The sequence below is a fragment of the Fictibacillus gelatini DSM 15865 genome, assembly GCF_000430745.1.
Lineage (GTDB): Bacteria > Bacillota > Bacilli > Bacillales > Fictibacillaceae > Fictibacillus_A > Fictibacillus_A gelatini.
Window position 1 is genome coordinate 1 of record NZ_AUMP01000024.1, and the last position, 26362, is coordinate 26362.

At 41.4% G+C, this 26362-nt stretch carries 28 protein-coding genes and 2 pseudogenes; 20 read left to right on the forward strand and 10 right to left on the reverse strand.

The genetic code is table 11. The features are described 5' to 3' along the window. Both H538_RS25090 and H538_RS0112395 read right to left on the reverse strand, forming a co-directional pair. A pseudogene (locus tag H538_RS25090) lies at positions 1 to 560 on the reverse strand (hypothetical protein); the annotation flags it as partial. 237 nt (positions 561 to 797) lie between these two features. Next, positions 798 to 1019: a spore germination protein gene (locus tag H538_RS0112395; protein WP_026677876.1), complete on the reverse strand. Its 222-nt coding sequence runs from the start codon at positions 1017 to 1019 to the stop codon at positions 798 to 800. Positions 1020 to 1430: 411 nt separating this feature from the next. Between H538_RS0112395 and H538_RS0112400 the strand changes: the two genes are divergently transcribed. The 10 genes and pseudogenes from H538_RS0112400 to H538_RS0112440 all read left to right on the forward strand — a co-directional run bounded on the left by H538_RS0112400 (position 1431) and on the right by H538_RS0112440 (position 8029). After that, positions 1431 to 1751, forward strand: a complete 321-nt coding sequence (locus H538_RS0112400) for a PadR family transcriptional regulator (RefSeq protein WP_026677877.1) — start codon at positions 1431 to 1433, stop codon at positions 1749 to 1751. A gap of 58 nt (positions 1752 to 1809) precedes the next feature. Beyond that, positions 1810 to 2151, forward strand: coding sequence for a DUF1048 domain-containing protein (locus tag H538_RS0112405; RefSeq protein WP_026677878.1), 342 nt, complete (start codon positions 1810 to 1812; stop codon positions 2149 to 2151). Between the two features lie 167 nt (positions 2152 to 2318). Next, complete coding sequence (locus H538_RS0112410) at positions 2319 to 3080, forward strand: ABC transporter ATP-binding protein (RefSeq protein ID WP_026677879.1); 762 nt, start codon at positions 2319 to 2321, stop codon at positions 3078 to 3080. 1 nt (position 3081) lies between these two features. Beyond that, positions 3082 to 3831 (forward strand): ABC transporter permease, encoded by a 750-nt coding sequence (locus tag H538_RS0112415; protein ID WP_026677880.1) that lies wholly within the window; start codon positions 3082 to 3084, stop codon positions 3829 to 3831. Between the two features lie 249 nt (positions 3832 to 4080). Next, the gene (locus H538_RS0112420) at positions 4081 to 4890 is read left to right on the forward strand and encodes a class I SAM-dependent methyltransferase (protein WP_026677881.1); all 810 of its coding nucleotides are present in this window, start codon (positions 4081 to 4083) and stop codon (positions 4888 to 4890) included. Continuing rightward, a pseudogene (locus H538_RS27135) lies at positions 4891 to 4965 on the forward strand (ABC transporter permease); the annotation flags it as partial. Between the two features lie 449 nt (positions 4966 to 5414). Next, on the forward strand, positions 5415 to 5960 hold the full coding sequence (locus H538_RS0112425; protein ID WP_026677882.1) for an SMI1/KNR4 family protein: 546 nt from the start codon (positions 5415 to 5417) through the stop codon (positions 5958 to 5960). Between the two features lie 133 nt (positions 5961 to 6093). Then, positions 6094 to 6501, forward strand: a complete 408-nt coding sequence (locus H538_RS0112430) for an NUDIX hydrolase (protein ID WP_026677883.1) — start codon at positions 6094 to 6096, stop codon at positions 6499 to 6501. 218 nt (positions 6502 to 6719) lie between these two features. Continuing rightward, on the forward strand, positions 6720 to 7199 hold the full coding sequence (locus tag H538_RS0112435; RefSeq protein ID WP_026677884.1) for a GNAT family N-acetyltransferase: 480 nt from the start codon (positions 6720 to 6722) through the stop codon (positions 7197 to 7199). Positions 7200 to 7429: 230 nt separating this feature from the next. Next, on the forward strand, positions 7430 to 8029 hold the full coding sequence (locus tag H538_RS0112440; RefSeq protein ID WP_026677885.1) for a dienelactone hydrolase family protein: 600 nt from the start codon (positions 7430 to 7432) through the stop codon (positions 8027 to 8029). 47 nt (positions 8030 to 8076) lie between these two features. On the opposite strand, the gene H538_RS0112445 is transcribed toward H538_RS0112440, so the two are convergent. The 5 genes from H538_RS0112445 to H538_RS0112465 form a co-directional block, all read right to left on the reverse strand. After that, positions 8077 to 8529 carry an SgcJ/EcaC family oxidoreductase gene (locus H538_RS0112445; RefSeq protein ID WP_026677886.1) on the reverse strand — a complete coding sequence of 151 codons (453 nt, stop codon included), beginning with the start codon at positions 8527 to 8529 and terminating at the stop codon, positions 8077 to 8079. A 14-nt stretch (positions 8530 to 8543) separates the two neighbouring features. Beyond that, positions 8544 to 9122 carry a PadR family transcriptional regulator gene (locus tag H538_RS25095; RefSeq protein WP_051291465.1) on the reverse strand — a complete coding sequence of 193 codons (579 nt, stop codon included), beginning with the start codon at positions 9120 to 9122 and terminating at the stop codon, positions 8544 to 8546. Positions 9123 to 9545: 423 nt separating this feature from the next. Next, complete coding sequence (locus H538_RS0112455; RefSeq protein ID WP_026677887.1) at positions 9546 to 10142, reverse strand: TetR/AcrR family transcriptional regulator; 597 nt, start codon at positions 10140 to 10142, stop codon at positions 9546 to 9548. A 51-nt stretch (positions 10143 to 10193) separates the two neighbouring features. After that, on the reverse strand, positions 10194 to 11669 hold the full coding sequence (locus H538_RS0112460; RefSeq protein WP_026677888.1) for an FAD-dependent oxidoreductase: 1476 nt from the start codon (positions 11667 to 11669) through the stop codon (positions 10194 to 10196). Between the two features lie 1016 nt (positions 11670 to 12685). Further along, a complete protein-coding gene (locus H538_RS0112465) occupies positions 12686 to 13093 on the reverse strand; it encodes a DUF1259 domain-containing protein (RefSeq protein ID WP_026677889.1) in 408 nt (135 codons plus the stop codon). 237 nt (positions 13094 to 13330) lie between these two features. Between H538_RS0112465 and H538_RS0112470 the strand changes: the two genes are divergently transcribed. Then, the gene (locus H538_RS0112470) at positions 13331 to 14932 is read left to right on the forward strand and encodes a GMC family oxidoreductase (protein WP_026677890.1); all 1602 of its coding nucleotides are present in this window, start codon (positions 13331 to 13333) and stop codon (positions 14930 to 14932) included. A 336-nt stretch (positions 14933 to 15268) separates the two neighbouring features. Here the strand turns inward: H538_RS0112470 and H538_RS0112475 are convergent, their stop codons facing one another. Next, positions 15269 to 16228 carry a helix-turn-helix transcriptional regulator gene (locus tag H538_RS0112475; RefSeq protein WP_026677891.1) on the reverse strand — a complete coding sequence of 320 codons (960 nt, stop codon included), beginning with the start codon at positions 16226 to 16228 and terminating at the stop codon, positions 15269 to 15271. Positions 16229 to 16324: 96 nt separating this feature from the next. On the opposite strand from H538_RS0112475, the gene H538_RS0112480 reads away from it, so the two are divergent. The 5 genes from H538_RS0112480 to H538_RS0112505 all read left to right on the forward strand — a co-directional run bounded on the left by H538_RS0112480 (position 16325) and on the right by H538_RS0112505 (position 21685). Beyond that, the gene (locus H538_RS0112480; RefSeq protein WP_026677892.1) at positions 16325 to 16801 is read left to right on the forward strand and encodes a GyrI-like domain-containing protein; all 477 of its coding nucleotides are present in this window, start codon (positions 16325 to 16327) and stop codon (positions 16799 to 16801) included. Positions 16802 to 16822: 21 nt separating this feature from the next. Further along, positions 16823 to 17287, forward strand: a complete 465-nt coding sequence (locus H538_RS0112485) for a hypothetical protein (protein ID WP_026677893.1) — start codon at positions 16823 to 16825, stop codon at positions 17285 to 17287. Positions 17288 to 17899: 612 nt separating this feature from the next. Next, entirely contained in the window at positions 17900 to 19480 is a 1581-nt protein-coding gene (locus H538_RS0112495; RefSeq protein WP_051291467.1) for a spore germination protein, read from the forward strand. Between the two features lie 4 nt (positions 19481 to 19484). Then, positions 19485 to 20585 (forward strand): GerAB/ArcD/ProY family transporter, encoded by a 1101-nt coding sequence (locus H538_RS0112500; RefSeq protein WP_026677895.1) that lies wholly within the window; start codon positions 19485 to 19487, stop codon positions 20583 to 20585. Then, on the forward strand, positions 20582 to 21685 hold the full coding sequence (locus tag H538_RS0112505; protein ID WP_026677896.1) for a Ger(x)C family spore germination protein: 1104 nt from the start codon (positions 20582 to 20584) through the stop codon (positions 21683 to 21685). The genes H538_RS0112500 and H538_RS0112505 overlap by 4 nt, the downstream gene beginning before the upstream one ends. Before the next feature lie 271 nt (positions 21686 to 21956). Here H538_RS0112505 and H538_RS0112510 read toward each other — a convergent pair whose 3' ends face one another. After that, the gene (locus H538_RS0112510) at positions 21957 to 23132 is read right to left on the reverse strand and encodes an MFS transporter (RefSeq protein WP_026677897.1); all 1176 of its coding nucleotides are present in this window, start codon (positions 23130 to 23132) and stop codon (positions 21957 to 21959) included. A gap of 54 nt (positions 23133 to 23186) precedes the next feature. Beyond that, positions 23187 to 23771, reverse strand: a complete 585-nt coding sequence (locus H538_RS23800) for a TetR/AcrR family transcriptional regulator (protein WP_035350775.1) — start codon at positions 23769 to 23771, stop codon at positions 23187 to 23189. 266 nt (positions 23772 to 24037) lie between these two features. Between H538_RS23800 and H538_RS0112520 the strand changes: the two genes are divergently transcribed. From H538_RS0112520 to H538_RS0112535, 4 genes are all read left to right on the forward strand, one after another. Continuing rightward, positions 24038 to 24385, forward strand: a complete 348-nt coding sequence (locus tag H538_RS0112520) for an ArsR/SmtB family transcription factor (protein ID WP_026677898.1) — start codon at positions 24038 to 24040, stop codon at positions 24383 to 24385. 28 nt (positions 24386 to 24413) lie between these two features. Further along, positions 24414 to 25469, forward strand: coding sequence for an ACR3 family arsenite efflux transporter (gene arsB / locus H538_RS0112525; RefSeq protein ID WP_026677899.1), 1056 nt, complete (start codon positions 24414 to 24416; stop codon positions 25467 to 25469). A 14-nt stretch (positions 25470 to 25483) separates the two neighbouring features. After that, positions 25484 to 25906, forward strand: a complete 423-nt coding sequence (gene arsC / locus H538_RS0112530; protein WP_026677900.1) for an arsenate reductase (thioredoxin) — start codon at positions 25484 to 25486, stop codon at positions 25904 to 25906. Positions 25907 to 26024: 118 nt separating this feature from the next. Further along, entirely contained in the window at positions 26025 to 26345 is a 321-nt protein-coding gene (locus tag H538_RS0112535; protein WP_026677901.1) for an ArsR/SmtB family transcription factor, read from the forward strand. The last annotated feature ends 17 nt before the right edge of the window (positions 26346 to 26362 follow it).

Genomic DNA, 26362 nt, shown 5'->3' on the forward strand with positions numbered 1-26362 from the left:
GCTTCCGGAATATAGTCAGGCAAGTACGTCTCATCAAGCTCCGTCAAAGAAGGCGCCTTCTCCTTACGTATATATTCGTTTTTTATAGTTTTTATTGGATTAGTTTCTAAAAAAGAAGTAGTTTCCGGCTCGGATTTTGCCTCTGTTTCGCTTATAGGACATGGGATTTCGGGAGTTGGCCGATCCTTCATGTTCTCCTCAAGCGGTGCGTCATAGCGATGGAAAACAAAAACATTATGGGCATACCCGCCCTTTTGACGGAGCGCATGATGAACGGATAAAATGCCTAATTTTTTCGCTTTGCGGAGCATACGTTCGAAAGTGGAGCGGGAAATGCCGCCTTTTTCTTTATGGGATGCGGAAACAAGCGTGCCAATTTTCGCATTGCACACGCCAATCACTTTCACGCTATACTTTGTCAGCTGGTGAAACGCGATCAACTCGCTTTTTGAAAACGCCGTTCGATGGTCATCAAGAAACCGCCAAATATGTTCGTTAAATTCCTTCACCGTTTTAAACTCGCTTAATAGTTGATACTTTTCAATGTATCCAGATTTCATCGCCATCTTCCTCCCTAAATAATCTCTCATCTTGTAAGTAGAGAGTTAGGCGAAAAAAGAGGCATACGTTTTAAAAAATTTGAGGTGACCGGTGAACCGCTCTCTTTTGAAGAAGTTCATAAAATAGAGGAGTGATGTAAAAATCCCCTCGAACTTCCAGAAGGGATTACGTTCAGGAAAGCGATTTCAGGTTTTGCAGCTTTCGAAGATCTTGAATGCGCGGTGAAAAACCTCGCATTAGATGCCACCTGTAACATCAGCATCAATTACTTCATTATCTACGGTGGCTGTGGAGTTAACAAAAGAAGAGGTTTTTAGAAAATCTCCGGTTACAGCGCTACCAGATCCAAGGTAAGATTTCGCTGTATTTTTTGGATTAATATGTCTCGTATCCCCGAAATTTACGGTTCCGTCTCCTACAGTCGTAATTTTTATTTGACCTACAACAAGCGAAGGCATGTGATTCGCCCCTTTCTGAAAAATTCTTAGGTCAATGCCTATTCTAAAATATGCTCAACAATTGATTAAGGTGAAAGGGAAATCATTTGTATTCAAATGATTAGAAAATGCGCATTTTACCTGTAATACGGCAAAACCTTTGGAAGTTCTTCTTTAAATAGGTTTCAATACTTCCGTGTTATGATACCGACACCGCTGAATAAAGATGTTGCAAAAATGTTTTTAAGAAAAGTAGTTGACATCACTCCTACTCAGTGTTACGATATACATGTAATAAGCATTACTGAATAGTGTGATCCTCAAAAGCTATTCAGTAAAAATTTTCCCTGGTACTAAGTTATACAGAATATAAGTCAGACAAAATAGAGGGGGTTCTGACCATGAAAATTTAACGGAAAGGAGGTTCTGACCATGGAGAATTTAACTGAAATGCTGAAGGGCGTGCTGGAAGGCTGCGTGCTCGAAATCATCAGCCGCCATGAAACCTACGGCTACGAGATTACCCGCCGCTTGAACGAGCTCGGGTTTACCGAAGTCGTGGAAGGGACGGTCTACACCATCCTCGTGCGATTAGAAAAGAAAAAACTTGTGAACATCGAAAAGAAACCGTCCGATATGGGGCCGCCCCGCAAGTTTTACTCACTTAATGAGGCTGGCCTCCAGGAACTTGAGTTGTTTTGGAAAAAGTGGGATTTTGTATCCTCAAAAATCAACGTCTTAAAGTCCATCTAGCTTCATAAAAATAGTGGAGTGTCTGGTTGGGCTTTACAACAAAAGGAGGAAAAATAACATGATGGAATTCTTCAAAAAAATGATTGGTGATAAAAAAGAATACAAGATGATGATGGCACGGGTTGAATCCCTGCCAGAGGACTACCAGTACGTATTTAAGAAAATCCAAAACTACATGTGGAATTTCTCAGCGGGCAACGGGATGGATATGTTGCGCATGCAGTATGAATTAATCGATTTGTTTGAAGCCGGTGCGGCAGAAGGCAGACAAGTGCTGGAGATTACCGGGGATGACGTGGCTTCCTTTGCCGACGAACTCGTGGCCAACGCGAAAACCTATGTCGCCAAGTATCGAGAAGAGTTGAACGAGAGCATCATGAAACGATTGGGAAAAAAGTGAATCAATAGATCCTACCGACTGAATAGCTGGTTACAAATGTGAATGGTCACTTCGTTATTCAGTCATATTTTTAATCCGGTATTCAGTTATACAGGTTATCGGTGAAACTAAATAGCGGAGTGAGGCAACCTGACTCCGCAAGACACTTTTATAAGGAGGAAAAAAAGATGAGCAATGCGGCGATTTCTGTAAAAGGGTTAAAAAAATCTTTTAAAGACAAGGAAGTTTTAAAGGGGGTGGATTTTGAGGTGCGGCGTGGCGAAATTTTCGCGCTGCTGGGCTCAAATGGAGCGGGCAAGACGACGACGGTCAACATTCTCTCGACGCTGATGAAGCCCGATGGCGGTGAAGCCGCTATTTGCGGCTATGACGTCCAGCGTCAGCCGGAGCATGTTCGAAACAAGATCAGCCTGACAGGGCAGTTTGCGGCTTTAGACGGCATGCTTACAGGAAGGGAAAACATGATGATGATCGCCAGGTTGCGGGGAGTTTCCAATCCCGCTCAAGTCGCCGACAATCTGCTTGCAAGATTCAGCCTGCTTGAGGCGGCCAACCGCCGGGCGGATAAATATTCCGGTGGGATGAAGCGCCGTCTTGACATTGCCATGAGCCTGATCGGGACGCCGGCAGTCATTTTTCTCGACGAGCCGACAACAGGGCTTGACCCTGAAGCGAGGATCGAAGTCTGGGAGACCGTCAAGGAGCTTGCCGGCGGCGGCACGACCATCTTGTTGACAACCCAGTACCTGGAGGAAGCCGAACAACTGGCGGATCGAATTGCCATCCTGCATGGCGGAAAAATTATCACGACCGGTACCCTTGCCGAACTCAAAGAGAAGTTCCCGCCAGCGAAAGTGGAGTATATCGAGAAGCAGCCGACATTGGAGGAAATTTTCCTCGCGATCATCGGCAAAAAGGAGGAGATGTAAAATGAAAAGTAGAACAGGGGTATTACTAGGACGTTTAATGCGCAACATCATGCGCAGCCCGGATACGATTATCACGGTGGCGATTACGCCGATTATGATGATGCTGCTGTTTGTCTACGTATTTGGCGGAGCCATAGAGACAGGAACGGACAACTACGTCAATTATTTATTGCCGGGAATCTTGCTGATGGCTATCGCATCAGGCGTTGCTTATACTTCCGTGCGGCTGTTTACGGATGTAAAGAGCGGGCTGATGGCGCGCTTCATTACCATGCCTATCAAGCGCTCGTCGGTATTGTGGGCTCACGTGCTGACCTCGCTTGTTTCCAATGCGCTTACGATCGTGGTCGTGATCCTCGTCGCGCTCTTGATGGGCTTCCGTTCCAACGCCGGTATTCTCGATTGGCTCGCGGTAGCCGGGATACTTGGTCTGTTTACGCTGGCGCTGACATGGCTGGCGGTCATTCCCGGATTGACAGCAGGATCTATGGAAGGGGCGACAGCCTACTCGTACCCGCTAATTTTCCTGCCGTTTATCAGTTCGGCCTTTGTCCCTACCGAAACCATGCCAAAAATTGTCCGTGCGTTCGCCGAGAACCAGCCTGTGACTTCCATCGTGAATGCGATTCGTGCTTTCTTATATGAAGGGTCTGTCGGCAACGATATCTGGATCGCGCTTGCCTGGTGCGTCGGCATCATGGTCATCGCTTACATCTTTGCCAGCAAAGCATTTAAACGCCGGTTAGGGTAAGTGCACCATGACGGTACAGCGGATAGCAGCCTTATGGGCTGCTTTTTTTATTTACATTTGCTCTTTGGCCTTTCGAAATGTAAACCTAAACTTCCAGCCAAACGGGACACCCGAATCTTCCCGGTGAAAGCAGAATCGGCAAGACAGCCAGTCAGGGGTATGTTTGTAAAAAATAAAGTCGTTTAAGAAGGATTGTATAACTTTTTGTCGAATTGAACCAGAATCAAATAGAGAAAATAGGTGGAATTTATGAGTAAGGTGATTAGCTATTATAATCAATTTGATGAGTGGGCAAGACTTGATCGTGAACCGATAGAATTCCAGGTGAATTGGCACTATATAAAAAAATATCTGCCAAGAGCAGGTCATGTTCTTGATAATGGTGCTGGACCAGGAAAATACTCAATGGAGCTTGCTAAAGAAGGTTACAAAATAACATTAACCGATTTAACACCAAAATTAGTTGAAACTGCAGAAAATAAGGCAAAAGAGCTTGATTTAGAAGGACAATTTAATGGTTTTTATACAGCTGATGCAAGAGAACTTCATATGCTTAAAGATGAACAGTATGATGCATCATTAATGCTTGGTCCTATGTATCATTTACAGGTAGAAAAAGACCGTATTAAGGCAGTTGAAGAATTACATAGGGTGACAAAGAAGAATGGTATTGTTTTTATCGCCTTTATGCCAAGAATTAGGCACGTACTTACATCGCTTTTATTTCCTGAGAACTGGAAGCCAAACGATAATATGGATACCATTTTTGAATTTTTTCAATCAGGTTGCTTTAATCATGCAGATGAGGGACGTTTTACGGGTGCTTACTATTTTAATATTGCAGACATCAATCCTTTTATGGAAGCACAAGGATTTGAAACTTTGGAGTTAATAGGTTCTAATGTAGGGGCAATTTTGAATAAGGATAGTTGGAATTATTGGAGAAACAAGGGTGAGCAAGAGATGAAAAAAATTATCAATTTCATTAAAGAAAGAGCATCGGATCCTTATATTCTCGGAATATCCACTCACTTGCTTTATATTGGGAGAAAAAAGTAACTTGCCTGGTGCGTCGGCATCATGGTCATCGCTTACATCTTCGCCAGCAAAGCATTTAAACGCCGGTTAGGGTAAGTGCACCGCGGATTAGCAGCCTTATGGGCTTCTTTTTTTATTTACATTTGCTCTTTGGCCTTTCGAAATGTAAACCTAAACTTCCAACCGGCGGGACACCCGAACCTTCCCGGTGAAATCAGAATCGGCAAGACAGCCAGTCAGGGGTATCCTATTATGACAAATGAACATAACCATACAAAAATGATGAATTCGACAACTACAAAATGGAAAAAGTTTTAAAAATGGCCAAGTTCCAAGGAAAAGTGATTAGAAAAAATTTATCAAATGGTATGATAAGAATATGGGAAACCAAAATGGAGCTGGAATAAACTTGAAATACACCAAAACGACCACTACATTTCGGAGGAGATAACAGCATGGGTAACTTATTTCCTTTAACAAAGCTCTTGCATAAAGAAGTTACTCATTGGTGGTATGGATATTAAATGGATTATGAGAGGTGGCTCATGGGCAGTTTAATTCAATCAACTTTAAATGGTTTAAAAGAAAGATTGAGATTAGGGAATGGAAAACTAATCTTACAATCTGAAGGTGGGGAAGTCGGAGAAGTTATATGTGAATTCAATGAGTCTACTAACCAAGAAAATATCTTGTCATTTGAAAAAAACACAGGATGGAAATTACCTGATGACTATAAGGACTTCCTTCTTCTTCATAATGGAGCAAATATCTTTGATGATCCTGAATATGGCGGCGGATTAGAACTATATCGTTTAGAAGAAATCAAAAACATTCATGAAGAGATGGAATTTCCTAACCATTGGTGTCCTATTGGCTATTATCAAAATGTAACAGGATATGTTTGTATCGACACTATGCAAGCAAACGGAAGAAAATCAAACTACCTTTTGTTTGTGGATCTAATTGAGCTGGATGATCCGACTCGTCTTAATTCAAACTTTGAAATTTGGTTGGATCGATTTGTAGTGTCCCAGGGTGGCGTTTTTTGGGAGTGGCCGATTTATACTGCTAAAAACTATTATAGAGACTAGCCATTAAAGCCTGCTTTTTATAAACAAACTGGTGAAATGTCTGATGAGATTATACGGCCTGAAAAAAAGAGATATGCTTGTTCAGGACTTGGAATAATTAGATTAGTATATTTATATAATGTGAGGTTAAAAAATGACAACACCAAAACATATTGTCTCAGCGGCAACCGTTGTACTTAATGAGCAAAATGAAATGTTATTAATTAAAGGTCCCCGAAGAGGGTGGGAAATGCCCGGCGGCCAGGTTGAAGAAGGAGAGTCACTGAAGGATGCTGCAATCAGGGAAACAAAAGAAGAAAGTGGTATAGAAATTGAAGTGATCAAATTTTGTGGGATATATCAAAATGTAAGCGGTTCTATATGTAACACATTGTTTTTAGGAAAACCAATTGGTGGAGAGCTGACAACTTCTCCAGAAAGTTTGGAAGTAGGTTTCTTTCCTATTGAAAAAGCTTTGGAAATGGTAACCTGGCAAACTTTCAGGCAAAGAATTGAATATTGTTTAAACGAAAAACTTCATCCCTTTTACGTCGAATTTTAATTAAAGTTTTAGTAAAAACACCATGAAAGAACGAACGGCAACTCCATTTTTCTTGGGTGGGTGCTTACCCTTCATAGAGGGCGACTGGAGGCAAGTGCCTTAATTTTCGCTGCCAGATTTGGCGGCTTTTTTTGTCCTAACAGGGGCGGGCTATTGGAAGAAGGAATAATGAGAGACTTGTGGAATAATACAATACATAAATTAGGTGGTGAAGTTGGATGGACATACGATTGGAAAAAGCAACAAAAACAGATGCGGAGGCCATTTTTGATATTCAAGTAAAGGCGTTTAAACCGTTATTGGAAAAATATAAGGATTACGATACAAATCCTGCTAATGAAACAATAGATAGAGTACTAACAAGGATCAATCATCCTAATGGAGGATTTTATAAAATACTGTTCGATGATGTCCTTGTAGGGGCGATTTGCGTGTTTTGGAGAGAAGAGACACAATTCTGGATCAGTCCAATGTTTATTTTGCCTGAGTACCAAGGGAAGGGGATAGCTCAGAAAGCGCTCCGTTTACTAGAGGAGCTCTTTCCGCAAGCAACGACATGGGAATTGCGGACGATTTTAGAGGAAAAACGCAACTGTTATTTGTATGAAAAAATGGGTTACAAACAGTTAGAAAACTGGAAACAGAGCTTAAATGAAAAGGCAACACTTGTTCATTACAAAAAGAGTGTTACTTCTTAATCTCTAATGTTTCGGCCTTTTTTGTTTGTCGTGACAGGAACGCACTCGTGGTCGGATTTAAATAGCAGGACGGCAATTTTCCCTCCTCGTAGTTGCCAAATAAGCAACGGGAGGGAGAAAGCCCTTTGTCCAATTGCCTTTTTATATGAACCGGCTTAATGATCTTCAGGCTAGTTCACTAGTACACTATTAATGTATAATATGAGGAAACATTCATTGTGAGGTACAAGGTGTTAAACATACAGAATAATTCGGACACTGCCATCATTGTTGTTCATGAAATTTATGGACGTAACCAGCATATGAATTATATTTGTCAATCGTTATCAGAAAAAAAATTTGATGTCATTTGCCCCAATTTATTAAAACAAGAAGTCCCTTTTGATTATTCCCAGGAGGATATCGCATATCGCAATTTTATGGAAAATATAGGTTTTGACTATGCTACGGAAAAAATTAAACGATTAGTATTAGATACAAAAGACAACTATCAAAAGATTTTTATTGTCGGATTTAGTGTGGGAGCAACTGTTGCCTGGCTGTGTAGCGAGGAAGAATCTCTTAACGGAATTGTCGGATACTATGGTTCTCGAATTAGGAATTACATGGAAATCAACCCATTATGTCCGACAATGTTATTTTTTCCGCAAAAAGAGCCATCATTTAATGTTGACGAGTTAATGGTATCATTAGAAGAAAAGAAAATCGAGATACATAAATGTAACGGACAACATGGGTTTAGTGACCCTTTCTCCCCAAATTATCATGCCGCTTCAGCAAAGGCGGCTTTCAATAAAATGGCTGATTTTTTTCAAAAATATGAATCATGATAAACTGTGGATACTGCCAAAAGCAGCTTCTGGCAGTATCCGTGTTTTTACTTATTCTTTTTGCCTTTTTTCATCAGCCATTTCATAAAAAAGTTGGGCTCTTTTATCCGACAGTTGTGAAAAGAAGTGATCTTCCATTTTCCGTTTTGTTTAACTACGACATTGGTATTAATGGATTCTCTTTTCTCAGAATAATTTTTTTGGCCTGGCATTTTCGTATTTCCTATGCAGTGGACTATAGCCAGTTCATCATTAAGAAAACGAATGTTCGTGATCCGCCCCTTCATTTGTGACCCTTTTAATACGCCATCAAATAATTCTTGATGGGAACTCTCCACTTCTTTCCGTCCTTTTAGATGCTGTCCGAAAAAAGTAATATAGTCCACATCTTCCGTAAAGCAATTCGCAAATGCAGTTCCATCCCCGTGACTCCACGCCGAAAACAATTCATTAAACAAAACATTTATTTCTTCTTTTTCCGCTGTCCATACTTGTGTCATTTGAATGCTCCTTTCTATTTTCGTTTTTCAATGCTCATCATAATCTGTTCTTTTAAATGAGTTGCCCATTGCCTTTCCAGATTCCATTGCTCTCTATTCAGATGCATTAAACTCTCGATCGTCCTGTAAAACGAAGAATCTTGAATGGACTTCACTTGTTCAGGATTCTCATCAAATTCTACTTGCTGTGCTTTAATATGATCAATGGCTGTTTGGCAATAGGTTATATAGTGATTAACTAAATAGAGTTGATCTTCATCGCTTAAGAAGTCCAAGTTAATGGATTTTATGTGGAAAATTTTTTGATAATTCCCGAGATTTTTTTTGGTATCCATCATTAACTCGTAAAAACGATCTCTCCCTTTTTTCGTTATTTCAAACGTACGAGATGGCCGATCCGTCGGAAAAGGGACAGTGTCCGGGTCGGCGGCTTCTTGAATCAAACCGGCTTTTTCTAACTTGCTTAATAATGTTGAAAGCGTGCCTCTGCTTACTTGTTCCCATGGGCCAATCGTGTCATTCGATATTTTGGAGATCAAATAAGCATGTAATGGAAATTTCATTAATAACGAAAGGACAAGAAGTTCATACATCCATAATCAAGCTCCTCTTTTTAGTTTTTTTAAAACGGTTTTAATAAAACTATATGCTGCTTTTTTATTTTTGTCAACTGAAAAATGAAAAAAGTTACGCATTCTTTTAAGCAAATGAGCTTTCTTGATGTTTCTAACGTTGAAAAATCGCGGCTGTTTGGCCTGAAAAATTACAAAAAACGCTATTGTTTCCGTAAATGAATTAGGAAAAATAGCGTTTTTTTAAATAGGTGACGTAAACTTATTGAGCATGCGTTTCTCTTGCTTTTCAGAAACGGCTCATTCATTAATGTTTAGCTTGAAGGGTCTTATAACACATGTAATTGTTTAAAAAAGCGTGCCAGTGGCGGATGTAGGGAGGGTCTATTGGGCAAGGAACTTCGACCAATTGTTACCGAATCCCCCTTTTTTGTGTGCAATCTATCACGAACGGGCAATCAGCCGCAGCAGCATATCGGCTTTCGGAATCCGATAGTCATCAATCCCGCTCGAATTGATGACCATGATGCCGGAAAGTACCGATAAATAACAGGCAATTAGCTCTCTTGGATCACCTTCCAGGAATTCTCCGGCCAGTTGGCCCTCCTGGAATAACTGAAGCAACCTATCGATAAAAGTATCCATCGAATACTGTTCGAGAAGCTGCTTAACCTTCTCGGGCACACCGTCCGATGTACGCGCCTGGTGAATGAGCATGAAGTACGGTGCGCCACTTTCGTCGAGAATTTCGGCCGTCAATGCCTTAATTTTCTCGATAGGTGTGCCCGACAGTTCATAGATGCTTTGGATGGCCGCTTCCGTTTCGGCCATCGCTTCTTCAACAAGCGATATGAACAATTCATCTTTCGATTTGAAATAATGGTAAAGCAGCCCGTTGCTGATGCCCGCGGTTTCCGCTATCATGCTCATCTTCGCGCTAATGATGCCTTTACGGGCAAAAACCTGGATGGCGGCCGCCTTAATTTGCTCTCTTCGTTCATCGCGGATTTGATGCAATTGTTCGTCATTTAATGGTGCCAATGTCGTGTACTCCTTTTCGACTATAGTAAGATCTACTACCAGTATATCAAATCAGTTCAAATTGAACGGTGTTTCCGAAAACCGTGGAAGCCACTCATCCAGTATCGTCTCAACGGACCGTCGATCTTTCGCCGTAAGCCCGGACAGCAGCCGCTTTCCTTCAGTCGATGCGGACAGAACCTGGACTGCTGTCTGCGGGTTGAATATGTGGCGGGGGGATACTGACAACGTGTTCACAGCCCAATAAAGCCCGTAGAGCTTCCAATCAGGTTTAGTTATAGCATGCTTAAGGTACAGCTCCATATACTCCCGGCTAAACGCATTCCCGGCGCGAGTATCTGAACCTTCGTATTCGACGCCTTCCCACTGCAGATCGGCTGTGCAATTCAGCCAGAAGGCAGGCTCGATCGCTTCTTTAATTTTGCGAAGAACGCCGTGCTCCCAGTCGGGCTGGAAATCGAAGCCTCTTTCTACCAAACAGGCTTCCAGTATTTCTGCACTGATCGCGGCGACGGTCATGCCCTGGCCGAAGATCGGGTCGTATATACAGTAAGCGTCTCCCAGGACGAGCAATCCGGAAGGCCATCGGCTCATTTGCTCGTAGCGATGGCAGTACAACTCCGGAACCCGGAAACCCCGGGGAGCGGTGATCGGTTCCAGATCGCGCACGATTTCCGCAATGATCGGGCTTGGAAGCTGTGCTACTGCCTGTTCAAACTCGGCAGCATCTGTCGGAGGATAGATCCCGCCCGGGCGGTAGAGCAGCACTTCGGCGATCTGGTTCTCAATAAAGGAGAACACACTTGTATAAGTACCGCTTTCAGGCTGGCCTTGAAGGTTAATAACGTCCCATTTGTCGATCAAATGCGTTAGATGTGAAGGCACTTTATACCGGCGGGTGCTGTAACCGAGCGAAACCTTCAACAGATCCGGCTTCGGTACCTCGTATCCCAACTCGTTAAGCCATGCCGAAAGTTTAGAAGAACGTCCGCTTGTATCGATCACAAGATCGGCGATGAGCGTTTTCTCCTGCCCTGATTGATCGCGATCTCTAGTCAGAACGCCGGTAATCGCTGATCGATCAGGGGTCGTTAACAACCGGAGTACATCGTGTTTAGTCAGGATGTGCACGTTAGGAATAGCTTTTACGCGTTGGCGTATAACCCATTCCAACACTGCTCTGCTGAACTTTATGTCATTCCGTTCATACTTCATTTCAAGGGTCCCGTGCTGGTTCATGAAATAAACGGTTTTGTTAAAAGATGAAGGGGAACCTTGTGCTACCAAATCTTGCTCATATCCTGGAAACAGCCGTTCGGTGATCAACTTTCCGCGTGCCGTGAAACGATGTGGATGAAAAGCCTGTGGAGTGCCCGGACGAAGGTCAGGCTCAGAGGGATAGTCATCTTTTTCGACGATCAGCACCTCTTTGTAATGGTCCGAGAGTACTCTTGCGGTCATTAATCCGGCCATACCTCCACCAATGACGATGGCATTGCTTATGTTGGGATTTGTTGTCACAGTCATCATTCCTCCTGATTTTAGATTGACTTAGTCAGTCAATTGCTGTACAAAAAATTTTTTTCAGTATGAACAAAGTTCTGTAGCTAATATTTTTTTTGATTGACTCAATCAGTCAATTTAATGTTATACCAACATTCTGGTGCTGTCAACTGTATTTTCGCAAATTAGGCAACATAAAATCCATTTTGATTTGTTATTCAAGATGGATTTTTTTGTGATTTTCTAATATAGTGTGGCACCTAAGGCAGGACGATTAGGAACTTTGTGTATTACGGAACCGCTGGAATAACGATGTTCTGTAAGCGGGCCGGTTAATCAATCGAGAAGAATTCTTCTTATATCGGTTAGGTGATAGGCCTGGCAATGCATATGATAGATTGAGAGAAGGAGTAATCCTTTTTTTCAATTAGGGTGATATGATTATTGGAACTTCTTTAAAAGAACTGGTACAGTTAATAGAATTAGCCGAAGAAGGCGTACTAGCTCAGGTTTAATTTGCATGCCGCCGCTTAGGCCGTCATCGATGATTGTAGGATAATAAATGCCGAAGTGGAAAGAATTTTTTCCACTGCGGCATTTCAACGGGATAGATAACTAACTAGTGCCCTTTCAGCTTTCTAGAATTCGCTTGTAAAAAAAATAAAAAAATAGAAGCAAAAACAGGATCAAATGTGGTAGTGTGGTGCTATTTTCATGGCATTTGGACAATAAACAGTTGATTTCCGACAATAAATCGTTTCCATCGGACAATAAATGGCCTGTGTCGGACAATAAAATGAGTAGTTTTTTTGCTTATTGTCCAAAAGTAAGATGTTATTGTCTAAACCGGATGACTTATTGTCCAAATACGAGCATTTATTGTCCGAGAACGAAATCATTTTACATCATGTAACGATTCGTGATCGTTTTTCCTCATTTCACAGATCTAACGAGGTGTTCTTAAAATAACGAATACTGAAAACTATTTTTCTAGAAGGGGCACTAGTATTGAGAAGGCGATTGATAAATTGCCCTTATGGTTATCCCCTTAAAACTCTAAATGCTTCCCGAACTTTTCTAGCAAATTCTAATGGAGGCTCAACGGATTCAAAATGCATATACATCGCCCGCGGCTCTTCAAATAACCAGTGGTTGTGCAATGCAGTGACAATGATATTTCGTTTGCGAAGCTCACTCATTAAAGGATTAGCTTCCTCTTGCAACAGCACGGTTTCACCTAAGTTTAATGCCCTGCCATTTCTATCAACATCTTCAAACGAAAAAAATTGAGGAATCACTAATGGAGATTTAGCGCGGCGCCCAAGAATAGTAAAATTGATGTTGCGGAATTTTTGTACAAGACAAACGCCATTTTCATCTAAACTCCCCATTCCGCCAAGAATTCTAGCAAATTCCTGACAAAGTCTTTTTCGGCTTTCCCAAGTCATTAGGCTTGCTCACTTCCTATGTTCTTATTTTGAAGGTAACTATTATAGGGTTTCCCTTCATCATAGACTATGAATTTAGCAAGGAATCGGAAATGGACAAGGGTGTAGTAGCAAAAATTTTGCACTAGATGATTAACTAGAGTACGGCCGATAACTATAGCTTTAACCGTTTGACGTAAAATTTCTTCCTATACAGGATGACAACGTCATAAGCTGAAAAGTAAGGGGGGATATAGAATGGAACGGATTCATGAAAATAATGAAAATTTGGCATTTGATTACATTGTCATAGGAACCGGCCCAGCTGGCGCGGTGATTGCAAAGACGCTTAGCGATCATAAAAAAACGTCCGTTCTTGTTTTAGAAGCGGGAGAAAATAACGACAAAGATCAACCGATTAAGGATTCAACAGTTGCACCCGAACTTGAGGAGCATTTTTTTCCGCAATACTTTTGGCAAGGTGAAGGGGTTCCTCAGGAAGGACTTGATGACCGCTCGTTTGAATGGACGACTGGCAGGCTCTCAGGGGGCGGGTCTTCAATCAATGGTGAACAGTATGTTAGACCGACACCGTCGGTTTTACGCGAATGGGAGAAGCTCTTAGGGCCACTCTGGTCACCCCAGCAAGCAATCCGCCGTTTTAAACAATTAGAAAAATATAACGGAAAGACAAAAAAACCTGATGTCCATGGGTATCACGGAAGGATTGACATAAGGCAAGCGCCTGCTAAGCCAACCAATATGGCTAAAAAGCTTGTTTTAGCGATGGAGCGAGCAACAGGATTTAAAAGAATACTTGACTATAACGATCCTCAAACACCTCTTGGCCCTTTTACCCGTTGGCAATTATTCCAGAAGCCAAATGGCCGACGCGAAAGTTCATCTACCGCTTTCCTTTCATCCGATATCATTCATTCTAACGGTATGGGTGTAAATGGACGGAAACTTAAGGTAATCTATAAAGCTACGGCACTTCGCATTCTTTTTAAGCAAAAAAAGGCGATTGGCGTGGAATTTGTTAAAGAAGGACAATGCTTTCGAGCTTTTGCTCATAAAAAAGTGATAATATCCGCAGGGATCAATAGTGCCCAACTTTTAATGCTCTCCGGCATTGGACCTGGAAAACAGCTTAAACAAGCAAACATTCCGGTTATTTTTAATAATCCCAACGTGGGTAAAAACCTCAGAAACCATACGCTTAACTTTGCCACTTTTACTACGAATCCGAGCGATACACCACTCCCTCTTAATGACCCAGCTGCCTTATATACGGGAGGCGCCTTTTTGCCTGATCCAACACCCGGATCCGACAAAAGTCGCCGTGCGGTACAGTTGGTAGGAAGAGTTAGTTCTGATGGCTTATTGTCTATCGTCATTCTTTTCCTACGTCCCAAAAGCCACGGATCGATTAAAATCCAAACCAATGACCCTTTAAAAATTGTCCTCGCTGATGAGGGATTTCTGGAAAATCCTGCTGACCTGGAGGCGATAAAAAATATCTACAGAGTCTATATCAAAAATATTGCAGATAAGCTTTCAGCCATTGATCCCGCATATCAACTTATGTCGCCGACACTGGAAATCATTAATAATGATGGTAAGCTTGAGGAGTTTATCAAGCAGAATTTTGGGCATAATCATCACCAACAAGGCGCCCTTCGCATGGCTCCATTGAATCAAGGGGGAGTTGTGGATTTTCTTGGGCGGGTCCACGGGGTAGAAGGGTTAATCGTTGCCGACGACTCTCTTGTTCCCTTTACTGTAGACGGAAATACTACAGCCCCTGCATACCTTATCGGCTTTACGATTGCACAGCAATTACAAAAGGAGAATGGGTAAGGGGGCGGTGCCCTGGATTCTCTTTAGTGATATGGTTTTAACCCAATCTTTTTTTAAATTTTTATTTTACTAAAGCGGCGCTCTCCCATCTACAATCGGGAAGCACGATTATTAACACCACTTCACCTGCTGCGAACAACTAATAGTTTATACGGCAACAATAGGAGTAACCTGTTCCTTTTCTAAATCGACGACCAGTAAAGGAATTCGTGTGGACGGTGTTGCTGAAATAGCGTGATTTGTTCCTTTTGCTGGCTTCATCAATACTTCCATTCATAAATTTTCACATTTTCTCTTCGTATTAAGAGAAATAGAAAAAACCCGGACCCTTGCTTATTAGCAGTATAAGCGTAATCTTTCTCGCATACCTTCTAAGACTTCTTCGGGCATTTCCCTGACCTTGATATCCTTACCGAGGAAAAGCAGCCAATTGGTCATTTCGGTCAATTCTTCGGGGTTGTTAACATTGACAAACGTTTTTAGAATGGCTGTAGTCTGGTAAGGATTCGTATAGGAAATGGAAACTTTTAATGGATGGTATTTTTTGAACTGGGCAATCGCTTTTGGGCCAAGTTCAAGGACAAGATTGATTGCTTCTTCCTGCTTCCTTAATTGTTCTAAAATCTTTTTCTTGCTTACTCTTTTTTTCATAGGGAATAGTTTGACATCGATAAGATGGTCGACAGGAAAAATATGCCTTTTTTCATCTTCCAGGTTAAAGCCTTCAATTTGCCATAAGCTTTTTTCGCGATAAAGGTGCAAGAGATAAATGGGATAAGATTTGACTACTGTTTCTTCTTCGACAGTAATCAATAAATAGCGATCCAACAAAAGATGTTGAATGAGTTTTTCTAACATGGGGTGGGGCAGATCCGACAGATCCAGCAAGTCGGGATTATGGGGGTTCGTCCCTTCAAAAAGCAAGATTTGGTTTAAAAGAATAAGGTCATCTTGCTGATTTTCCGAGAGGAGACCCAGTAATTTTTCAGCTAAAGACTGACGGCTCTTTAAATAAGGGAGTTGCTGATTTCTTGTGGCCATAAAGGCAATGAAAAGAGCTTTAATCTCATTATCGGTAAAGCGAACCGAGGGCAGGACAGAGTTGTTCATGACAAAATACCCACCATCCCTTCCGACTTCAGCGACAAGCGGCATCCCCATGGCCTCTATTTCTCTGATATCTCGAATCGCTGTCGACCGAGAAATGTTAAATTCTCGCATGATTTCAGAAATGGTAAAGCGAGAGCGGTTGTTGATATACCGCATGATGACATTAATCCGTTCAACTTTTTTCATCGGGTCCTCCTTAACGGTATCATTTTTTGACATGATTTAAGGGTATTATAAACTCATCAAGTAAAAAAACAAATAAAAAAGAGGAGGCATTCAAAAATGGCAGATTACACTCTGGAACAAAAAGAAAGTTTCACCGTTTTAGGGATTGGAACCGAGCTTAAGAGCGATTACAGAGACGTTGCTGGCATCAACAAGGAAAAGGCTGATTTTTGGTTGGCTGCCAGCCAGGATGGAACGCTTGACAAATTAAAAGCGATTGCCACAAATGACTACATTTTTGCCGTGAATGAAGCGGTAAATGGCAAGATGATGTATTATGCTGGCGTAATGACAGAGGAATCGTTACCTGAAGCATCAAGAGTGATTCAATTTCCTAAGGGAGAATACCTGGTTGTAAAAGGGGAAGCGAATACGGCGGAAGAGTTGAATACTAAGCTTGCTGGTATTGCCTTTGGCCAGATCTTGCCTGAAGCAAACTTTGCTTATGTGGGCGGGCCAAATGCAACGGTTCTGATGGGGCAGCGAGACGGTTTAGTATTTGGCGAAATGTGGATTCCCGTTGTTAATCAATAATGTGATGAGGAGAGATGAAAAATGTCCTATACCGTTGATTTTAAACATGTATCTACGGTTGGTTTAGAATCTTCACCTGTGGCAGAAGCGCTTGCTGGTTTGCGTGCGAATGAAGCCCGCTACTTCATGAACAAATACAAGCACGAATTTACGGTAGTGCCTGCAAGCGAAAGTCAGGAGACCATTGATTATGTGAACCGGATTTTGAAAGAAGAACGTGATCTTGAGTTTGCGGCCAAACCTTTAGAAACATCGCGTTTTCAAGTGGAAAATATCAAAATCGCCTACGTCTTTTATGAGGATGGTCTTGTGGTCAACGTCATGTATACGGTTGATGACCCTAAAAAGCGAGCTGTTGGTTTCAAGCTTTCCGAGGGGATGGACATACCAAAAGAGTTAGAAGGGAAGTTTAAGTTTGCCAGGCAGAAGTCTAAACTGGCCGGAACCATTCGGGGTTCATATTTTGTAATTAAAAAAGAATATTAGGGAAAAGAAGAAAACACTTGAGAAATCCAGCTATTTTCTTATATTTGGTCCCTCTTTTCCTTCATTGAATGAGAAAAAGCCTAATTTCTTCGCATTAAATTTACAAGTGCCCTATTGGTAGACGTTTTTTGGTGTCTGCTTAATAGGGTGCATTGTATGGAGAAATTCAGGCTTTTTTATCATTTGTTTAATGTTGTCAATCCCCGTTTTGCTGGCGGGAAAATCAAAAAAATGGAATTATTCACCATCTTTCAATGTTTGATTGACTTTTGATGTTGGGGCGGGAGTTTCATAGAATGCTTTTGCCAGGTCGGGCAGGGCTGCCCATTCTTCATCGGTTAATAAAATTACAATTTATCAATATTAATTTAGTTAAATAAGTATACCCTCTGGATCATTAGGTTTAATTCACAGCGCCACCCTTCCTTTTTTGGATGTTGTTTCCATCTGATGATCAGCAGTTGGAAAAAACATGTGAGTTAAATCACGGGATAGGTGATGAAGGTCGTCATTGTGTAGAGGGGAGATGAAAAAGATTCTGGATCGTAACGAAGGAAAGGGAATAAGCGGTCCATAAAAACTTGCATAATGAATTGGCGTATGAGAAACAATATGGTAACCAATGGGGAAAGAGGTGAATTTTCCATTTTTTTCTTTCGTTTTTTGAAATATAAACGTTACTCAAGTTATCAAAAAACACAACCATCCGATCATCAAGTTCAACAGGATTCACGGAAGGATCGTCCGATCTCCTCTCAGTTATCCGTGAATATCGAGGAACTTCACCGTCTTTTCCACCAGGCGCCCGACCTGGTCATCCGAAATTTCAATCTTGCCAACAGCAAGGTGAAAGCGGCTTTAGTTTACCTGGATGGCTTATCTGATAAAAATTCAATCAGTAATAACGTTTTGCGATCCTTAATGCAAATCTCTTTCGATCCTGAAAAAGAATTGCCGACAACCGTTGGGGACGTTAAAGTCGCTCATACATGGAATTTTGTTGAAAATTCGCTTTTTGAAGGAGCCAGCGCCCTATTTATTGACGGTGAAACGAAAGTGTTTCTTTTGGATACAAAAGGATGGGCGGAACGAGCAATTGAAGATCCACAGCTTGAAACATCGCTGAAGGGCGCTCACCAGGGATTTGTAGAAACTGGAAGTCAGAATGTCGCCATGTTGCGGCGGTATATTCCGAATCGTGAACTGGTCATAAAGGAAATTACCGTTGGCGTCCGCGGGAAATCCAAGGTCTATATTGCCTATCTGGCTGATGTCGCCAGTCAAGAAGTTTTGCAAGAGCTTGAAGACAGAATTCGACAGATTCAAATGGACACGATCATAAATACAGGAGAGCTGGCGGAGTTCATTGAAGATAATCCATTTTCCCCGTTCCCTCAATTTATATTGACCGAACGGCCGGATGCCGCTGCCTCCCAAATTCTTCAAGGGAGATTTACGGTGATTGTCGACCGTTCTCCTGCCGTATTAATTGCGCCGGCGACATTGATGTCTTTTATTCAAAGCGTTGATGATTACAGTACCCGATGGATAGCGGCTTCTTTCATTCGTCTTCTTCGCCTTTTTGCTTTTATGATCACTTTGTTCCTGCCTGCCACATATGTGGCGGTTATATCTTTTAATTATGAGGTCATCCCTTTGCAGCTTTTTTTATCGATTGCGGAATCAAGATCAATGGTCCCCTTTCCGCCGATCTTAGAAGCACTGTTAATGGAAGTAACCATTGAAATGATGAGGGAAGCTGGAGTGCGCCTTCCAGCGCCAATGGGGCAGACGGTTGGAATTGTTGGGGGAATCGTAGTCGGGCAAGCGGCGGTTCAGGCAGGGGTCGTGAGCAATATCATGGTGATTATAGTCGCCGCTACCGCCATCGCTTCTTTCATTATTCCTAGTTATGATATGGGGACGGCGGTAAGGCTATTGCGATTTCCGATGATCATGTTAGCCGCGCTCTTCGGCATTACCGGAATCATGATCAGCTTTATGACAATATTGGGCCATATCATTAGCCTTGAATCTTTAGGTACGCCATATTCAAGCCCATTGGCCCCATTCCGATTCTCTGATATGAAGGACTCCTTCATTCGGTTTCCACTATGGAAAATGGTTATAAGGCCAAAAAGCGTCAGAACGATTCAGGCAAATCGCCAGGGGAACAGCCGTAAGCAAAGGTGAGATGATGAAAAAATATACGTTTAATGAAATCACTTATTACCAATTTGTGTTTTTGATTATGGGAACTCAAATAGGGGCGGGTTTTTTGGCTCTGCCGAGAGTTCTTGCTGAGAGGGCTGGTACAGACGGTTGGATGGGTGTTGTGATTGGCTGGTTGCTCAGTGTTGCTGCAAGCATTTTTTTAGTGAAGACTGCGGAAAAGTATCCAAATAAGACCGTCACTGACATACTTACGCATTTATTTGGCCGAGTGCCTGGGAAGTTAGCTACTTTTATTTACATGTTATACAACATCTGGTTCACATGGATTATACTGATCAACGCCATGCTATATATCAAAGGATGGTTTCTTCCCAATACCCCTGATTATCTCATTATGTTTTTATTTTCAATTCCAACGTTCCTTATTGTAAGAAATGGCCTGAGAATTATTGGAAGGTACTCGGAATTGGTTTTTTACTTGACAATATGGGTTCCGGTTCTCTTTCTTGTCTTATTAAAGGATGGGAGTTTCCTGCATTTGTTTCCATTGTTTAAAGTGGAGTGGAGCAAAATGGCAGCTTCCGGACTCCCGGCTATTTATTCATTTTTAGGGTTTGAGCTCGCCTTTTTCTTTTACCCTTTTTTACAGAAAAAAGAGCATGCTGTTCGCGGCATTGTCATTGCAAATACCTTAACGATGCTCTTTTATCTAGTTGTTACTCTCGCCTGTTTTATATTTATAAGCCCTGATGAAATTACAGGCTATAATCAGCCTGTACTGAATTTGCTGAAAGTCATTGAATTTCGTTTTTTTGAGAGAGTGGATATGATCATATTGAATATTTTGCTTCTTATCGCTTCTACCACCTGGATCCCGTATTTTTATTGCGGGGTATATTGTTCCAGCCAGTTGATGAACAAAGCGGATCACCACTCTCACGTCCCTATTTTTTTAGGCCTGTTCATTGCGGGGACATTGATCATTCATCCAACCTGGGAAGAGTTTGAAACGTGGCAACATTGGATGGCAAACGCTGGAATTGTGTTTGCCTACTTATTTCCGGCTTTTTTATGGATGTACAGTTGGGGATATGAGAAATATAAACGGAGGAAAGCCCTATGAGACGGAAAATCTTCTTATGCCTTTCACTCATGTCACTGGTGATCAGTGGATGTTTTGACCAGACTGCAATTGAAGATATTAGCGCCGCGCTCGTTTTAGGTATGGATTTGGATGACCAGGGCGATTTGCTAGTTTATATGTCCAGCCCCGTATTTAATAAAGAGGCGGAAACTAAGGAGGAAGTGTATCAGGTTAAAGCAGTCTCGTTGCGCAATTCCAGAAATAGTTTTGATGAAAGGGTGATGGGCTTATCATCAGGAAGTAAAACGCAAATTTTTCTGATCGGCAAAAGGCTTTTAAAAATGAAGAACTGGGACAAATATCTCGATCCTTTCTACAGAGACCCTAAAAATACGGTAACCTCTCGTGTAGTCGCTGTTGATGGAGCCGTTAAGGATATTATTTTTGATAAACCGGTAGATAAACCGCGCCTTCCTTTGTACTTAACAAAGTTAATTGATACAGCTGCGCAAAGAAATCTTATTAGAAGGACGACTTTGCAGGAGTTTCGCGGACAAATGGTAGACAAAGGGCGAACACCGTGGATTATCGAATTGGCTAAAGGGAAAAGGATCGAATTAAAAGGCTCCACATTACTTACAAAGCAAGGGCAATATCAATTATCCATCACGCAATACGAAACTGAATTATTGCGCATTTTAGAAGGAAAAAGGGAAGGGGATTACTCTCTCACACTACCAGTTTCTTCGAAAGCGGCACATGATAAGAAAACGTACGCTAGCTTCTCGATTCCGGTCTTGAAAGTGAAGAAAAGGGTCCGGTATAAAGGCCGTTTTGTCTTCGATATCAATGTAAAATTAAAATTTGGGCTAGGGGAACAGGTAATTCCATTGGGAGTGGAAATAAATTCTAAGGAACTTGAAAAAAACATTCAAAACCAACTTGAAAAAGATCTCAACCAGTTAATTCATAAATTGCAAAAAAATAAAGTTGATCCTTTAGGGCTTGGTCTTTATGCGCGGGCCTACACTTATCCCGAATGGAAAAAAAACCAGGATCACTGGGTAGATTCCCTCGCAGCATCAAAAATTAACATACATGTGGATGCCAAAATCAAAAGTATGGGAACCATGAGATGATTTTGAGAAATCACTTTTCATTCGTTGATCAGCTAAAAGACAAAATTTAAAGGTTGGCACTAATTTTTGTCCAATAGCGGGTGTCTAAAGGACACCCGACAATTGGAACTGTCTCATTAGATTGGCCAAAACCCAGGCAAGTGCAACGTTTGCTTCTTTTCTCCGAGTTCAGCGCACACAAAGCAGAAAATTTAATTTGTCATGTTCATCAACGTCATCAGACAGAATGTTAGTTATCTGTAACTAACAACTGGCGCAAAAAATTTGCTACTTAAGATGTCAAATGAGAATTCTCACTTTTATCTGCCTTCTTTCTAAGTTGTAATGTTCGTTTGACAAAAAGTACAAAAATCAGCAAAGAAATGAATCCTGAAACAGCACATGCCGCAAATAAGAATGGGTAGCCCAGGTACTGAGAAACCAATCCGAGAATGATCGATCCGAGCCCGATCCCTAAATCTAAGGCCGTGAAAAAAGAAGCATTGGCCACCCCTTTTTTTGCAGAAGAAACAAGGGAGAGAATGGCCGCTTGAAACGTCGGCTGCGCTGACCCGAAACCAATCCCATACAAAATTGCAGAAACAACGATTCCTTTTAATCCAGTGGATAAACTCAAGAGGAGCAGGGCGATAATTGTAATAATCAAGGACGGGATAATGATCGAGCCTTCATTATAACGATCCGAAAGCTTTCCCGCAACAGGACGGGTGACGGTCAGTGTGATGGCATAGATCAAAAAGAAAGTACCTGCATTGACTTGAATGGATTCGGCGAACAGCGGCAGGAATGTGGTAATACCGCCATACGTAAGGGCCAAAAAGAATATTGCTGCAGATATAGGCAGGACAGATTTGTCGAAAAACACCACTTTTCTTTTGGCGTCCGATTGTAATGTCGGTACCTTCGTTGCCAGGGCGATAAGGATGGCAGCCACAGATAAGCCGAAAGCCATAAAGACCAAATGACGGAAAGAGTAGCTTTGGATCAACCATACACCGATAATGGGCCCAATAGCCATAGCTACAGTCATTGACATGCCATACCACCCCATTCCTTCACCCCGGCGGCGGGTAGGGATCACATCGGTAATCGAAGTTCCGATAGATGTGGTCGAAATGGCCCAACCGCATCCATGGAGTGCTCGCAAAAACAGTAAAAAAACAATTCCGCTTGCCCAGTTGTACAGAAACATAGAGATTGCGAAGATAATAAGGCCCGCAATTATAAAGAAGCGCCTACCGAAACGATCTAGAAGTCCCCCGATAATAGGACGGGCAATAACTGCGGATAACGTAAAGCCTCCGATGATTAATCCGAGTTGTGATTCACCGATGCCTATTTTTTTGATGTAAACCGGTAATGTTGGAAGGAGCAAATAAAACCCGAAGCATAAGAAAAACAAAGTCAACGTAAGTCCGATAAACGATTTAGTCCATAGGCGTTCCATACAAAGGCCTCCTCAAATATTAGTTATTACTAACTAACTTATAGATGAAAAAAATTAAGTTCTTAAACCCCTGGCAATAATGGATACAGCCTCTTCAAGGCCATCATCCACTACATCTGGCACAATACCTTCAAGCAGTGTACTGGCAACAAACTTCCCATAATTATACTTCATGATCGTTAATGCCTGGTTTTTAGGATTGCCCTTAACAACCTTTCCTTTTTGCTGCATGACTTGAAGATAGTCAGTAACAATTTTAAAAAACTTTGAAGCGTTATTGTGTACACCTAGATGGATTTCAGGCATTGTTTTTCGTTCCATGACAGAAATTAAATAAATTTTTTTATTTTTCTTCAGAACTTCATGGTACAGCTTACTGATCATTAATAAATCTGTTTCTAACTCATATGTGAGGTTCTTTTGGATAATTTGCTCAATAGGTACAGAATAAAGATAATTATCAATAACGGCTTCTAGTATAGCTTTCTTGGATCCAAACGTCCGAAACACCGTCATTTCACTAACGGATGCTGCTGCAGCGATTTCCTTAATCGTTACCGCCTTATATCCCTTTTCAGACATGAGGTCAACGGTAGATGATAATATTTTATCGGCGGTGTTTTCTTTTTTGGCACTCAAACGACTCACTCCTAATGTTAGTTATCAGAAACTAACATTTTTGTTTTAAGTATACTCCTTCCTTAAAGATTGTCAAGCGGGTACGTTATTATCTTATGTCACTCCTGAGTAAGTTGGAACGTGAATGTTAGTCATCTCGTAATTTACATAATAAGTTTTGCAGAAGCCATTTTAGGGATAGACTTGGATGATCTCTATCTAACCTTGATTATTTTCATTGGATAATATAAGTGAATAGCTATATATTTATATACGGAGGTGTACAGATGAAATCAACAACTTTTGAGCTTGACAAAGTGGCACAAGTTTTAAAATTACTCGGCGATAAAACACGATTAACAATGGTCGCCATTCTCAACCATCGGGAATGTTGCGTTTGTGAATTTCTTGAAGTGTTTACGATGAGCCAGCCTTCCATTAGCCAACATCTTCGTAAACTTAAAGATGCCGGACTCCTGAATGAAGAAAAACGAGGCCAGTGGGTTTATTATTCTATAAATACAGAGAGTGAGTTATATGAATTGGTTGAAGATTTATTGCAATATGTACCAGACCAGGTGGAGCAATTAAACAAAATCGATGCGAGCAAGGTTAATGCTCGTTGCAATTGCTAATTACAGCATGAAAGGGGAGCTTTAGAAGGTGAGTAATTCAGGAAAAAAACGTTTGTCTTTCCTTGACCGTTATTTAACGCTTTGGATATTCCTTGCGATGGCGGCAGGAATCAGTATGGGATTTGTTTTTCCGGGCTTTATCGACGGTCTCAACCGTTTACAAGTAGGCACGACATCGCTTCCACTTGCCATCGGATTAATTTTAATGATGTATCCGCCTTTAGCGAAAGTTCGTTATGAGGAAATGGGAAGAGTCTTTAAGGATGTAAAAGTGCTTTTATTATCTCTAGTCCAAAACTGGATCATTGGCCCCATCTTAATGTTTATCTTAGCCATCGCTTTTTTGCCGGATAAACCTGAGTACATGGTTGGATTGATTATGATCGGGCTGGCTCGCTGTATTGCAATGGTCATCGTATGGAATGATCTTGCTAAAGGAGATACAGAATACGCCGCGGCATTAGTGGCATTTAACTCTGTCTTTCAGATGCTTTTCTTTTCCGTCTATGCCTATGTATTTGTCACGATTATTCCGGAATGGCTCGGCATTCAAGGGGCAATAGTCAACATTACGATGGCAGAGGTCGCTAAGTCTGTGTTTATTTACCTCGGTATTCCATTTATCTCTGGCATGCTGACACGCCTCGTGCTTGTAAAAGCAAGAGGCAGGCAATGGTATGAAAAAGTGTTCATTCCAAAAATCAGTCCGATTACACTTATTGCATTGTTGTTTACAATTATCGTCATGTTCTCCTTAAAAGGAGATGTCATTGTCAGCTTGCCGCTGGATGTCGTTCGAATTGCGGTCCCACTCTTAATTTACTTTATCGTGATGTTTTTTGTTTCATTCATCTTAGGAAAGAAAATGGGCGCCAACTATCCCGTAACAACTACACTCGCATTCACGGCAGGAAGCAATAATTTTGAATTGGCAATTGCTGTAGCCGTTGGCGTTTTTGGGATTCATTCTGGGGCGGCGTTCTCTGCTGTTATCGGGCCACTTGTAGAAGTTCCTGTCATGATTGCTCTGGTCAACGTAGCCTTATGGTTTCAACGAAAATACTTTAAAAATCAATCAGCATAAAGGTGGAAACAACGATGGAGAACAAGAAAATCATCTATTTCTTATGTACGGGAAACTCTTGCCGCAGCCAAATGGCAGAAGGATTCGGAAAAAAATATCTTGGTGACCGTTACGATGTATATAGTGCCGGCATTGAAGCACATGGACTGAATCCCAATGCAGTTAAAGCGATGAAAGAAAAAGGCATTGATATTTTGAATCAAACGTCAGATAGAATTGATGCTGAACTATTGAATAAGGCGGACTTTGTCATTACTCTCTGTGGTGATGCGAATGAGAAATGTCCCATGACTCCGCCTCAGGTCAAACGTGCTCACTGGGGTTTTGACGATCCTGCAAAAGCCGAAGGTACAGAGGAAGAAAAATGGGCAGTATTCCAACGGGTACGCGATGAGATCGAAAACAGAATAAAACAATTTGCTAAAACTGGAGAATAAAAAGGGGAACCAATTCGGCTCCCTTTTTATATATCAAATTTTTTTGATTTTTCAGTTGCAAAATGATGGTATACAGGATATAGTATAAATAAATCAAATAATTTTGATGTATAGAGGAATGAGATCAATGAAACTAATCCCTGCGAATGACGAAACATTTGAACATTATGCGAGTGCTTTTAAAGCCTTAGCTGACCCAAAACGTTTAAAACTAATGAATGAATTATGTACCCGGGGGCAAGTATGTGTATGCGATCTTTGCGAGATTATGGAGATGCCCCAATCAAAACTTTCTTACCATCTGAAAATCTTAATGGATGCTGATCTCATTACACAAGAAAAGAAAGGAAAATGGAACTACTATGAATTAAATCAAAGCCGGATGAATCATTTATTGTCTCCTGAATTATGTTGCCTGTTTCGCCCTACTTCTTGGTAACAAATTTTTTTGGACAA